This is a genomic window from Pseudomonas sp. HS6, assembly GCF_023375815.1.
Classification (GTDB): Bacteria; Pseudomonadota; Gammaproteobacteria; order Pseudomonadales; family Pseudomonadaceae; genus Aquipseudomonas.
This window is the reverse complement of record NZ_CP067412.1, coordinates 5,756,648-5,769,584: the sequence shown is the minus strand read 5'-3', so window position 1 is coordinate 5,769,584 and position 12,937 is coordinate 5,756,648. Positions and strand designations below refer to the sequence as shown.

At 60.5% G+C, this 12,937-nt stretch carries 12 protein-coding genes; 7 read left to right on the top strand and 5 right to left on the bottom strand.

Annotated features, from left to right (window positions below; translation table 11 throughout):
• The first annotated feature begins 81 nt into the window (after positions 1–81).
• Positions 82–861, top strand: a complete 780-nt coding sequence (locus tag JJN09_RS26220; protein ID WP_249484372.1) for an N-acetylmuramoyl-L-alanine amidase — start codon at positions 82–84, stop codon at positions 859–861.
• Between the two features lie 72 nt (positions 862–933).
• Positions 934–2,550, top strand: a complete 1,617-nt coding sequence (locus JJN09_RS26215; protein ID WP_249484371.1) for an EAL domain-containing protein — start codon at positions 934–936, stop codon at positions 2,548–2,550.
• On the opposite strand, the gene JJN09_RS26210 is transcribed toward JJN09_RS26215, so the two are convergent.
• Together JJN09_RS26210 and algB are read right to left on the bottom strand one after the other, a co-directional pair.
• Positions 2,547–4,337, bottom strand: a complete 1,791-nt coding sequence (locus JJN09_RS26210; protein ID WP_249484370.1) for a KinB sensor domain-containing domain — start codon at positions 4,335–4,337, stop codon at positions 2,547–2,549. The genes JJN09_RS26215 and JJN09_RS26210 overlap by 4 nt on opposite strands.
• Positions 4,338–4,347: 10 nt before the next feature.
• The gene (algB, locus tag JJN09_RS26205) at positions 4,348–5,694 is read right to left on the bottom strand and encodes a sigma-54-dependent response regulator transcription factor AlgB (RefSeq protein WP_249484369.1); all 1,347 of its coding nucleotides are present in this window, start codon (positions 5,692–5,694) and stop codon (positions 4,348–4,350) included.
• 427 nt (positions 5,695–6,121) lie between these two features.
• On the opposite strand from algB, the gene JJN09_RS26200 reads away from it, so the two are divergent.
• The 5 genes from JJN09_RS26200 (at position 6,122) to JJN09_RS26180 (ending at position 10,581) form a co-directional block, all read left to right on the top strand.
• The gene (locus JJN09_RS26200; protein ID WP_249484368.1) at positions 6,122–6,406 is read left to right on the top strand and encodes a hypothetical protein; all 285 of its coding nucleotides are present in this window, start codon (positions 6,122–6,124) and stop codon (positions 6,404–6,406) included.
• Between the two features lie 67 nt (positions 6,407–6,473).
• Positions 6,474–6,638 (top strand): DUF1328 domain-containing protein, encoded by a 165-nt coding sequence (locus tag JJN09_RS26195; protein WP_003177151.1) that lies wholly within the window; start codon positions 6,474–6,476, stop codon positions 6,636–6,638.
• Positions 6,639–6,640: 2 nt separating this feature from the next.
• Complete coding sequence (locus tag JJN09_RS26190) at positions 6,641–7,105, top strand: inhibitor of vertebrate lysozyme family protein (RefSeq protein WP_249484367.1); 465 nt, start codon at positions 6,641–6,643, stop codon at positions 7,103–7,105.
• 697 nt (positions 7,106–7,802) lie between these two features.
• Positions 7,803–9,134 (top strand): glutamate/aspartate:proton symporter GltP, encoded by a 1,332-nt coding sequence (gltP, locus tag JJN09_RS26185; protein WP_249484366.1) that lies wholly within the window; start codon positions 7,803–7,805, stop codon positions 9,132–9,134.
• Between the two features lie 217 nt (positions 9,135–9,351).
• Positions 9,352–10,581, top strand: coding sequence for a nucleoside recognition domain-containing protein (locus JJN09_RS26180; RefSeq protein ID WP_007954056.1), 1,230 nt, complete (start codon positions 9,352–9,354; stop codon positions 10,579–10,581).
• A gap of 3 nt (positions 10,582–10,584) precedes the next feature.
• Here the strand turns inward: JJN09_RS26180 and JJN09_RS26175 are convergent, their stop codons facing one another.
• The 3 genes from JJN09_RS26175 to JJN09_RS26165 are packed head-to-tail and all read right to left on the bottom strand — an operon-like array spanning position 10,585 to position 12,936.
• Positions 10,585–11,214 (bottom strand): ABC-type transport auxiliary lipoprotein family protein, encoded by a 630-nt coding sequence (locus JJN09_RS26175; RefSeq protein WP_249484365.1) that lies wholly within the window; start codon positions 11,212–11,214, stop codon positions 10,585–10,587.
• Positions 11,211–12,149 (bottom strand): MlaD family protein, encoded by a 939-nt coding sequence (locus JJN09_RS26170; RefSeq protein ID WP_249484364.1) that lies wholly within the window; start codon positions 12,147–12,149, stop codon positions 11,211–11,213. Before JJN09_RS26170 ends, JJN09_RS26175 begins: the two co-directional genes overlap by 4 nt.
• A gap of 1 nt (position 12,150) precedes the next feature.
• Positions 12,151–12,936, bottom strand: a complete 786-nt coding sequence (locus tag JJN09_RS26165; RefSeq protein ID WP_249490856.1) for an ABC transporter ATP-binding protein — start codon at positions 12,934–12,936, stop codon at positions 12,151–12,153.
• Position 12,937 lies beyond the last annotated feature (1 nt).

Below are 12,937 nucleotides of genomic sequence, written 5' to 3'. Positions count from 1 at the left end.
TTTCATTTAAATCAGCCCTTTTGCCATCGGCACGCAAGTCAGTACGTTACACTGTTGCATTATTGACTTGCGTGTACTGCCATGAAATTCCTTTCTCTCATCGCGTCGCTGCTCGTTCTGGCCGGCTGTGCCAGCGGCCCGCGCTACGACACCAGCCACCCTTCTGCCAATCACGACAGCCGCGCGCAGTTCGTGATCGTGCATTACACCTCCGCCTCCCTCGAGCGTTCGCTGCAACTGCTGACCCACGGTGAAGTCAGCAGCCACTACCTGATCGGCGACGACAAAAACGGCACGATCTACAAACTGATGGACGAAAATCTGCGCGCCTGGCATGCCGGCGAAAGCGAATGGCAGGGTCGTACCTGGCTCAACTCAAGCTCGATCGGCATCGAAATCGTCAACCCAGGCTTCAAGGACACACCGACCGGACGCATTTGGTATCCATACAGTGAAGCCCAGGTGCAGTCGCTGATCGTGTTGCTCAAAGACATCAGCAAACGCAACGGCATCAGCCCGGACCACATCATCGGTCACAGCGACATCGCACCGTTGCGCAAGCTTGATCCGGGCCCGTTGTTCCCGTGGAAGCGTCTGGCCGCCGAAGGTCTTGGCTTGTGGCCCGATGAACAAGCCGTAGCCCGCCAGCAAATGCGGTTCGACGTCGAGTTACCGAGCATCAGCTGGTTCCAGGCGCAACTGGCACGCCTGGGCTACGCCACGCCGCAGAACGGCGAGCTAGACGTGGCGACCCGCCATGTACTCGCAGCCTTCCAGATGCACTTCCGCCCTTCCCGCTTCGACGGCACCCCGGATGCGCAAACGGCAGCGTTGCTGCTGGTATTGAACCAGACAAAATAATGACGCCCGCCCGACGGTCAGGGCGAAAGTGCAATCAGCAGCTATAACTCATTGGTAACTCTTCGGATATCCATGATGGTTGCTACCCGAGAGACGCTGCGTAGCTGGTTTTATCGCCCCTGGTTTCTGGCGATGCTGGCGGCTGTCCTCAGTGCGGGTCTGCTGATCACGGGCGGATTGTTCGTCGCCATGCATCAGGTCGAACAAAGCGAGAGCCAGGAAATGAACGCTCAGGGCGAACGCTTCCTCGCCCGTCTGGAGCAGTTGTTCGGCCAATTGCGTGAAAGCCTTGACGACCTCGAGGCCCAGCCTCTGCGAAGCTGCGACGACGAGATGATCGCCACGCTGCAGCAAGTGACCTTCAACTACCGCTTCGTTTATGAAGCGGCCTACATGGACGCCTCGCGGATCTGCTCCAACCGTCCGCGCCAGGAAGGCCTGTCAGGTGCCCGCCCTCCCGACATCAAGGGCCCGACCTACAGTTATTGGCTGAACACCACCACTGAGCCCGATGAAAACCGCGCGGCGCTGATGCTCGGGCGCGGCAACTTTCGCGTGGCCACCTCACGCGGACATCTGACCGACATGGTCGACCTGTCTCCCGGCAGCAGCCTGCTGGTGGTACTGGACCATGGCAGCCGGGCGATTCCGGTGCTCGGCGTGCCACAGACATGGCCGCCCACCGAGCCATGGCCTCCGAAGAGTCTGGACGCTCTGCAAGTCACCCAGAGCCATCTGATCTATCGCATGCCCACCGACAACCCGGAATACCAGTTGGTACTGATTACCCCGCGCACCGGCATGCACATCCCCGAGCTTTGGTGGTGGATGGTGCCGGTCTGTCTGCTGCTGGGCGTGCTGGTCGGGCTCGCGGTGTTCTGGCTGGTGCGTCAACATCAATCACTGGATGCCGAACTGCACGGAGCGATCCGTCGCGGCGAATTGCAGGTGCTATATCAGCCGATCTTCGACCTCGACAGCCGCAATTGCGTCGGTGCCGAAGCCCTGCTGCGCTGGCGCCGGCCGGACGGTACGCTGACCAGTCCCGACCTGTTTATCCCGATGGCCGAGAACACCGGGCAGATCCGCCAGATGACCGACTTCGTCCTCCAGCGGCTGCTGGAACAACTTGGCCAGTTACTCCGGGCCAATCCGCAGCTGTACATCTCGGTGAACCTGGCGGCATGCGACGTAATGGTGCCGCGTATCGGCCAGGTCATGGCGCGGCTGCTGACCCTGCATCGGGTGGCGGCGCGGCAGATTGCGTTTGAGGTGACCGAGCGCGGCCTGATCGATGTGGTGGTGGCCCGGGAAAACCTGCAAGCGCTGCGCGATGTCGGCCATCAAGTGTTGATCGACGATTTCGGTACCGGTTATTGCAGCCTCGCCTACCTGCAAACCCTGCCGGTGGATTGCCTGAAAATCGACAAGGCGTTCATCGATGCGCTCGGCCATGACGCGGCCAGCAGCGGTGTGGCGCCGCACATCATTCACATGGCTCAGGCACTGGATCTGAAAGTGATCGCTGAAGGCATCGAGTATGAATCCCAGGCGGCGCTGCTCAGCAGCGAAGGCGTGAAGTTCGGTCAGGGCTGGCTGTTCGCTCACGCGTTAAGCGCTGTGCAATTCATCGAGCTCATCACTCGAGGACGGCGGCTCGCCGGCCGCCGGATGGACGACGAGGCCTAGACCGCCAGCGCCATGTAGAACTGCGTGCCCTGCCCCGGCCGCGAATACACGCCCATCCGCCCGCCGTGCAACTGGACGATTTCCTTACACAGCGCCAGACCGAGCCCGGCTCCGCCCTTCTTGCGTCCGACCTGTACGAACGGTTCGAAGATCCGCCCTTGCTGCCCATAAGCAATACCTTCGCCATTGTCCTCGACGCTAATGATCACCCGCTCGCCATGCCGGCGCGCCTGCAAACGGATCAGCCCTTCGCGAGCCGTATGGCGCAAGGCGTTATCGATGAGATTGTCCAGAACGCGATCCAGCTGAGCCTGATCGGCCTGCAAACGCGGTAGCGGGCCTTGCACCTCGATATTCAACGCAACGCCCTTCTGCGCTGCCGAGTCGGCAAAACGCGATTGCGCCTGGGCCAGCAAATCCTCGATAGAACACGGAGCCAGTGCGAGCTTCTGCAAGCCGCTCTGATAACGCGAAAAATTCAGCAGATCGTTGATCAGCTGCATCAAGCGCTGCATCTCTTCATTGACGGTGTCGAGCAGGTCAGACTCCCGTGACTCCGCCGGAAACTTCGCCCGCTCGCGAAACAGTCCGAACGCCATGTGCATACCGGTCACCGGTGTGCGCAATTCGTGGGAGGCGCGCAATACGAATTCGCTGCGCACCCGTTCGAAGGCACGCTGTTCGGTGACGTCGTGCAACACCATTACCGCACCGAGGATGTGCCCCTGGGTGTGGCTGACCGGGGTCAGGCTGTAGGTCAGCAGTCGCGACTCGCCATCGACTTCGATGCTCAAGTCTTCCGGGGCACGCTCAAGGGTACCGCCGCGCAACACCAGTTGCAGTTGCGCATCCAGTTCCGGACGCTGTAGCGCAGTGCCCAGACCTTCGCCAAAACGGTCGCTGTCCCAGCCCAGTTGCCGCTGGGCCACCGGGTTCAAATGCTCCAGATGCCCCTGGCGGTCGATCATCAGCAAACCGTCATCGATGCTGTCGAGCACGGCCTGCAAGCGTTGCTGACCGGCCAGCAGTTCATCGACATTGGTCGCTTGATGCTCGCGCAGCGCTTCGGCCATCAGCCCGAAACGCCGGGTCAGCAGGTTGATTTCCATGGCCGAGGACACCGGCAGAGTCACTTCGAAATTGCCTTGGCCGATATTGTCCGCTGCTTTCGCCAGCGCCTCGATCGGCGCACCGAACCGGCGGGCAATCCCTTGGGCGGTGATGAAGCCGATGATCAACACCGCCAGCCCCACCAGCCCAAGCAGGCCGGAAATCAGCAGCGCTCGGTCACGGGCAGCGTGCTGAACAGCGTTGATGTTATCCAGTGCGTGCTTGTGCTCGGCAATCAGACCGTTGCGCAAGGTGTTGAAGCGCTCGCGCAAGTCGCCACCGCCACTCAGGGCCGCGCCCGGATTGCGGGACACGTCGAACGCCTGAAGGAAGCTCAGATAATCGGCCTTGGCCTGACTGAATCCGTACTGGCGGTCGTCGTCTTTCTGCTCCTGAGCGATACCTTCATCTAGCAGCTCGAAATAATGCTGCTTCGACGCTTCGAAGGCGGCTGGATCGGGCTTCTCGGCGAGCATCATGATCAACTGGTCGCCCAAGGTCTGGCGCAGCTTGAGCCCCAGATCGAGGGTAACGAAGTTGTTGCGGATCAACGCCTCCTGAGTCCCGGCCATTTGCATCACACTGACCAGCCCGAGCAACAGCCCGAGCAAGGCCACCGTGATCAGCGCGGAAATGCTCAGGAACAAGCGAGTCCGCAACTTCATCGCCAGTTTCATTGGCGCACGCTCACAAGTTGTACTGCTTGCGCTTGCGATACAGGGTCGAGGCGTCGATCCCCAGGGTTTTGGCGGCCTGGTCGAGGGTGCCAGCGGTGGCCAGCACCGCGCCGATGTGAGCCTTCTCCAATTCGTCGAGGCTCAGGGCCGCGCCAACTCGCGGGGCATTATTGGCCGGTTGTTCTGCCATGCCGAGGTGATTGATTTCCACGCGTTCCTGCGGGCAAATGATGCTCGCCCGCTCGACCACGTTGCGCAACTCGCGGATGTTGCCGGGCCAGCGATAACCCAGCAGCGCTTCCCGTGCTTCGTCGCTGAAACCACGGGCCGGCCGCGCGTATTCCTTCACGAAGCGAGCAAGGAAACGGTCGGCCAGAGTCAGAATGTCTTCAGCGCGTTCGCGCAGCGGCGGCAGATGCAGAGTGATGACGTTCAGGCGATAGAGAAGGTCTTCGCGGAAACGTCCGTCGCGCACCATGTCTTCAAGATTGAGGTTGGTGGCTGCAAGGATGCGCACATCGGCGCGCCGGGTGACCGGATCCCCTACCCGTTCGTATTCCTTGTCCTGGATAAATCGCAGCAACTTTGGCTGCAACGTCAGCGGAAAATCGCCGATCTCGTCGAGAAACAGTGTGCCGCCATCGGCTTGGTTAACCCGGCCCAGCGTGCTTTCACTGGCACCGGTGAACGCGCCGCGACTGTGTCCGAACAGCTCGCTTTCCATCAGTTCGGCGGTCAGCGACGGACAATTGATGGTGACGCAGGATTTCTTCTCGCGCTTGCTCCAGCCGTGAATCGCACGGGCCAGTTCACCTTTACCCGTGCCGGATTCGCCGAGGATCAGGATATTGGCGTCGGTGCTTGCCACTTGCCGCGCCGTTTCCAGTACGACTTTCATCGCCGGGCTGTGGGAATCGAGACCGTCCTTGGGTTTGCGGATCTCGCCTTCGAGGGCTTCCAGACGGGCCGAGAGCTGGCGGACTTCCAGTTGCTTGGCGGTGGCCAGGCGCAACTGGTCAGGGCTGCACGGTTTGACCAGATAATCGGCAGCGCCCGCCTGAATCGCGTCCACCGCCGTGTCGACGGCGGAATGAGCGGTGACGATCACCACCCGCATCCACGGCGCCTGAATGCGCATCTGCGCCAGTACATCGAGACCGTTATCTTCGCCCAGACGCAAATCAAGGAAGCACAGATCGAACACCTGACGCTGCAGCAGCGCATCGGCCTGGGCCGCGCTGTTGGCGGTCGCGACGGTATAGCCTTCGTCTTCGAGGCAATAACGGAAGGTTCGCAGGATGGCGGATTCATCGTCCACCAGCAGAATGCGGCCTTGGTGCTCAGTGGCTGATTCCATTTTTCCTACGCTCCATAAGTGAATGTCTTGAGTTAGTCCCGGAAAAATCGGGCAAGTTGCATGGTTGATTCTGATCGATTCCAGTCATAGCAGGGTAGCTCTCTCCGGCCCTCAGGGCTAATCCACTGAATTTGTTGAGTTTTTAAACAATCAGCGTTTTTTTGGCATACACCTGCGTACCTTTCTGACATCCGCACCCTGCTCTCAATTCAAAAAGAATGATTTCTCCTACGAAATAATCGTGCATTACGCACGACCCCGCGCGGACCATCGTGCAGGATGCGTCGTCAGGAATTTTCATCTCATCTGTAACTATTTGATTTTATTGGTTTTTTTAAAACAAAAAAGCTGGCATGCAGGCTGCAATACCTCTCTCAGCCCGGGCAGAAATGCACTGCCCCAACCGAATAAGAGTGAGGAACCCAGGATGACTCGCCCACGTGCCGCCCAAATGCGTATCTCGCCACTGCATCTGCAGCAGGCCTTGTTTGGCGCACTTGCGCTGCTGATCACTCTGATCGCCTGCCAGCAATACCTGCGCTGGGAACAGAGTCAGCAGCCTGAGCCCCTGATTTCGATGCAGCACGCGACGCAAACGCACTTTAGCGCCGTCAGCAGCAGCCAAGCCGATAGCGGCGCGATGCGCATGGTGGATGTTGACCAGCCGCAGCCGCTGGGCGACATGCCACGTGAAGAACGCTGGGTTTTCTGATCAACGAATCTGGGCGCCTTCGCGTCGAGACCGGCAACACCCCTAAATAGAAACAAGGAGAATCACCATGTTGAGCTGGGCTATTACATTCCTGATCATTGCCATCATCGCTGCAGTACTGGGCTTCGGTGGTATCGCGGGCACCGCCACGGGTATCGCCAAGATTCTCTTTGTGGTGTTTTTGGTGATGTTCATCGCCTCGTTCTTCTTTGGCCGTCGCGGCCGAGGTTGACCATGAGTGCTTTAAAGACACTGGCAGCCGCCCTGCTCCTGGGCGGTAGTGCCATGGCGATGGCGGCCAATGATGGCCAGGCGCGGGTCAACGAACTGTTGAGCTCAGACCCGCACTACAGGGAAACCTGGGAAGGCGTGGTGAAGAAGGAAGAACGCCTGCCGGAATGGGTGATGAACCTCTCCGGTACGCCGGACCAACAGATGAATGCCGTCACTGAAGATGGCGACAAGTACCTGGTCGGCCCGCTCTGCGAATCGCAGGACAAGTGCCTCAACCACCGCTTGATTGTCGCTTTCAGCTTCGACAAGAAGCATGCTTACGCCATGCTGGTCGATGTGCCCGAAGGACTGCCGGCCGACAAGTCGCCAACGCGACATGCCACCTACCGCTTCCTCGGCAAACCCGATCAGGGCATGCAGGAACTGTTGATGGAAACGTTGAAGAAAGATCCGAACTGGTATTGAACATGAGGGCAGCAACGCGCTGCCTTCCATTGCGCCCGCCCGAGGAAGGCCGGTGCATGACCAGGGGGCCGGGACGTTCTGACTGTTGCAGGGTCGGAGTGACCTACGGGTACAGGGAGTGCCTGCGATGAGGGCCGGGTCAGGGTAAAAGCTGCGACGCAAGTTCGCCAACCCGAGGGGGTTCGACGGACTTGCGCTGAGCTTTCATAGTGACAAAACATTGATCCAGAGCGTTCTGCTCATCTTTTTATCGATCACACTGCGCGCGAAAAGCGTTTCGCGGTGTTTCATCGCGACCGTATATCGAGAAAGAGTCGATTGCGCCAGTCGGACTTTTAGTTTCCAAGCGTAAGCTTTTTCCGAAAATTTTCGTCGAAATCACTCGTTCAAAAAATAACCAACCTACGCTGTAATGGCCGGTTCACGGCACTTATGCCTGCTGAAATGTCGTATTCGAACCGGTTGGGACGCCAGTTTCGTTTAAAAAAGCTCATGCCGATTCGGCATAGGGTAGGCGTTTACGGCATTAGACGGCGCAACCCCGCATCGGAATAGTTGCGCCTTTTTTCGCCTGCCGGAGAGCCGTAAACACGCGGCCCGGGGCACCTTATACGGAGGCAGATGCACCGACTTTTCCGCTAAAGAGCGTTCCAGTTCCTGCATGTGCCTGAGTCAAACGCAAGTAAGGGTAAAGATAATGAAGAAGGCAAAGCTTAGCCTCGCCTGGCAGATCCTCATCGGTCTGGTATTGGGGATTGCAATCGGTGCGTTGCTCAACCATTTCAGTGCCGAGAAGGCCTGGTGGATCAGCAACGTCCTGCAACCGGCAGGCGATATCTTTATCCGTCTGATCAAGATGATCGTGATCCCGATCGTCATCTCTTCCCTGATCGTCGGCATTGCCGGCGTGGGCGACGCCAAGAAGCTCGGGCGCATCGGCCTGAAGACCATCATCTACTTCGAAATCGTCACCACCATCGCCATCGTCGTCGGTCTGCTGTTGGCCAACCTGTTCCATCCAGGTGCCGGCATCGACATGAGCACCCTGGGGACCGTGGATATCTCCAAATACCAGGCGACCGCCGCCGAAGTACAGCATGAACACGCGTTCATCGAGACCATCCTCAACCTGATCCCGTCGAACATCTTCGCGGCCATGGCCCGCGGCGAAATGCTGCCGATCATCTTCTTCTCCGTGCTGTTTGGTCTCGGTCTGTCGAGCCTGCAATCGGACCTGCGCGAGCCGCTGGTGAAGATGTTCCAGGGCGTCTCGGAAAGCATGTTCAAAGTCACCCACATGATCATGAACTACGCCCCGATCGGTGTGTTCGCTCTGATCGCGGTGACCGTGGCCAACTTCGGTTTCGCCTCGCTGCTGCCGCTGGCCAAACTGGTGATCCTGGTTTACGTCGCCATCGCCTTTTTCGCCTTCGTCGTTCTGGGCCTGATCGCCAAGATGTTCGGTTTCTCGGTGATCAAGCTGATGCGCATCTTCAAGGATGAGCTGGTACTGGCTTACTCCACCGCTTCCTCGGAAACCGTGCTGCCACGCGTGATCGAGAAGATGGAAGCCTACGGTGCACCGAAAGCCATCTGCAGCTTCGTGGTACCGACCGGTTACTCGTTCAACCTCGACGGTTCGACCCTGTACCAGTCCATCGCGGCGATCTTCATTGCCCAGCTGTATGGCATCGACCTGTCGATCAGCCAACAATTGCTGCTGGTTCTGACCCTGATGGTCACCTCCAAAGGTATCGCCGGCGTGCCGGGCGTGTCCTTCGTGGTTCTGCTGGCCACTCTGGGCAGCGTCGGTATTCCGCTGGAAGGCCTGGCGTTCATCGCCGGTGTCGACCGTGTGATGGACATGGCGCGTACCGCCCTGAACGTGATCGGCAATGCCCTCGCGGTACTGGTCATCGCGCGTTGGGAAGGCATGTACGACGACGCCAAGGGCGAGCGCTACTGGAACTCGCTGCCGCATTGGCGCAGCAAGGACAAACTGCCGGCCGGCGAAATCTCCAAAAACTGATGCAAAACCCTGTGGGAGCTGGCTTGCCAGCGATGAGGTCGGCACATTCAGAATATCCGCTGAATGACACACCGCCATCGCGGGCAAGTCGAGTCGTCGCACCGCCGCTCCCACAGTGGCTGATGCAAGCCTTACCAACAAACCCCGGAGAAATCCGGGGTTTGTCGTTTCTGGCGACCCCGCTATCATTCGCCGCATCTTCCGGGGGATTTGACTGATGCTTAATGGCCTGTGGCTTGGCTTCTTCATCGTGGCAGCCGTTTCGGCGCTGGGGCAATGGCTGATCGGCGGCAACGCCGGGATCTTCGCGGCGATGGTGGAAAGCATTTTTGCCATGGCCAAGCTGTCGGTCGAGGTCATGGTGCTGCTGTTCGGCACGCTGACCCTGTGGCTGGGCTTTCTGCGCATCGCCGAGAAGGCCGGGATTGTCGAGTGGCTGGCCAAAGCGCTGGGCCCGTTATTCCTGCGACTGATGCCGGAAGTGCCGGCAGGGCATCCGGCCATCGGCCTGATCACCCTGAACTTTGCCGCCAACGGCCTGGGACTGGACAACGCTGCCACGCCGATCGGCCTCAAGGCCATGAAGGCGCTGCAGGAGCTCAACCCCAGCTCGACCATCGCCAGCAACGCGCAGATCCTGTTCCTGGTGCTCAACGCTTCGTCCCTGACTCTGCTGCCGGTGACGATCTTCATGTACCGCGCCCAGCAAGGCGCGCCGGACCCGACACTGGTGTTCCTGCCGATCCTGCTGGCGACCAGTTGCTCGACCATCGTCGGCTTCCTGTCGGTGGCGTTCATGCAGCGCCTGCGGGTCTGGGACCCGGTGGTGCTGGCTTACCTGATTCCAGGTGCGCTGATCCTCGGCGGCTTCATGGCGCTGCTGGCAACGATGTCGGCCACTGCGCTGGCGGGCCTGTCGTCGATCCTTGGCAACCTGACGCTGTTCGGCCTGATCATGCTGTTCCTGGTGATCGGCGCATTGCGCAAGGTGAAGGTCTACGAAGCGTTCGTCGAAGGTGCGAAGGAAGGTTTCGACGTCGCCAAGAACCTGCTGCCGTATCTGGTAGCGATGCTCTGCGCGATCGGCGTATTGCGCGCATCAGGCGCGCTGGATTTCGGCCTTGATGGCATTCGCCATCTGGTGGAGTGGGCAGGCTGGGACACGCGGTTCGTCGATGCGCTGCCGACCGCGATGGTCAAACCGTTCTCCGGCAGCGCCGCCCGGGCGATGCTGATCGAAACGATGAAGACCTCCGGTGTCGACAGCTTCCCGGCGCTGGTGGCGGCGACCATTCAGGGCAGCACCGAGACCACGTTCTATGTGCTGGCGGTGTACTTCGGTGCGGTGGGCATCCAGCGCGCCCGACATGCCGTCGGTTGCGCGCTGTTGGCCGAGCTGGCGGGTGTGCTCGGCGCTATTGGCGTCTGCTACTGGTTCTTCGGCTGATCCTCAAGGCCGGGCGGTCGGCGCGACCTTCTGGCCTTGTTCCACAGCCCATGCCACGACTTTCGCGGTGAGGCGATCACTGGCCTGACCGAATCCGGCCACCACCGCCGGAACCTTCACATCACTCAACGGCTGGCGCTCTTCAAAGCGGCGGCTGGCGAGGATGCGCTGGTCATAACCGCGCACCAGCAACGCATCCACCCGCACCACGACGCTGGCCTGCGTGCCCTGATACTCGGTCTGAAACGCCTGCAGACTGCCGCCCAGTTCCAGGTCCGCCTGGAAGTTGCTGTCATCGGTACTCAACAGCGACACCCGGCCGTCACGCGCAAAACCATCGAGCAGCCGATTGCGTACCAGCACCGGCGCCGGATCGCTCCAGCGCGAGGCTTTATAAGTGCTGATCACATCACCCTGGGGAATCACCGCGATGCCCGGCCGGTTCAGCGCCTCGCTGGCCTGCAATTTGTTCAGCCGCAGCGACCAGTGCTGAGTCGCCGCCGAACTGGCCGAGGCGGGTGCCTGTGCGGCTGGCAAGCGGTAGACGTCCAGCGGTTCGGACTTGGGCAGGATCGAGCACGCGCTGATCAGCGAAAGGCCGGCGGTGAGGAGGGCGAGGCGAGTCAGCTTCATGGCGTGAACTCCTTGTTCTTGTCACTGCCCAGCAGGTAACCGCTGGGGTTGGCCTCCAGACGTTGAGAAATGGCCCGCAGCGAGGACAGGGTTTCACGCAGTTCGCGCACGGCCGGCGCCAGTCCGTTGAGGCCCTGCATGCCGCTGTCGAGGGAATTCTGATTCTTGCTCAGCAAGCCGTTGATGGTGGCGCTACTTTGTTCCAGCGACTTCATCGCCTGCTCGGCGCTGCCCAGAGCCTGTTTGCCCTGATCGTTGAGCAGACCGTTGGCGTTGCGCATCAGCAACGAAGTCTGCTCGAGCATGCTGCCGGCCTGTTTGCCGACGGTCGCCAGTTGCTGCATGGCCTGACGCAGGTCGCCGCGCTGATCGTTGATCGAACCGGTGGTCTGTTCCAGATGGGCCAGAGTCTGGCTCACGCGCTCGATGTTTTCGCTGGAGAACATCTGGTTGGCGTTACTGAGCAGGGTGCTGATCCCGCTCATCAGGTCATTGCTGTCATTGAGCAGCCGCGAGATAGGCGAGGGCGAGGCGACGATGGTCGGCAAATTGCCGTCCTTGCCGCGCAGTTTCGGGCTCTCTGGCGTGCCACCGCTGAGCTGGATGATCGAGGTGCCGGTGATCCCGGCCAGGGCAAGTTTGGCGAGGGTGTCTTCCTTGACCGGCGTGTCGCCCCCGAGGCGAATCCGCGCCAGCACCCGGCGCGGGTCCTGCGGATCAAGCCGCAGGCTGACCACATCGCCAACCTTGATCCCGCTGTACTGCACCGGGCTGCCCCGGGACAGGCCGCTGACCGCCTCGTTGAAGACGATTTCGTAATCCTTGAACTCGGTGTCCACGCTGGACTTGGCCAGCCACAGACCGAAGAGCAGGGCGCCGGCCACCACTATCACGGTGAACAGGCCGATCAACACATGATGGGCTCGGGTTTCCATGTCAGACCTCGTTGAGCAGTTTGGCGGCGTCCAGCGCCGAGCGGCCACGAGGGCCGTGGAAATATTCGTGAATCCACGCGTCATTGGTTTCCGAGACCACATCAATCGGCCCCGCCACCAGCACTTTCTTCTGCGCCAGCACCGCCACCCGATCGGTGATGGTGTAGAGCGTGTCGAGGTCGTGGGTCACCAGAAACACGCTCAGACCCAGGGCATCGCGCAGGGTCAGGATCAATTGGTCGAACTGCGCCGCGCCAATCGGATCGAGGCCGGCGGTGGGCTCGTCGAGAAACAGGATGTCCGGATCCAGCGCCAGCGCCCGGGCCAGCGCCGCCCGCTTGATCATCCCGCCGGACAGCGACGACGGGTATTTGTCCGCCGCCGACAACGGCAGCCCGGCCAGCGCCAGCTTCACTGCCGCCAGATGCTCGGCGTCTTCGCGACTGAGGCCGGCGTGTTCGATCAGGGGCAGGGCGACGTTCTCGGTGACCGTCAGCGACGAAAACAGCGCGCCTTTCTGGAACAACACGCCAAAACGCCGCTCGACCAACGACCGCTCGTGCTCGGAAAGACTCGGCAGGTTCTGACCAAACACTGTCACGTTGCCTTCGCTGGGCCGGCGCAAGCCAACGATGCTGCGCAGCAACACCGATTTACCGCTGCCGGAACCACCGACCACAGCCAGAATCTCGCCTTTGTACAAGTCCAGGTCGAGGTTCTCGTGCACGCTCTGGCTGCCGAAGCGATTGCACAGGCCACGGACTTCGATCACCGCCTCGGACGGCATG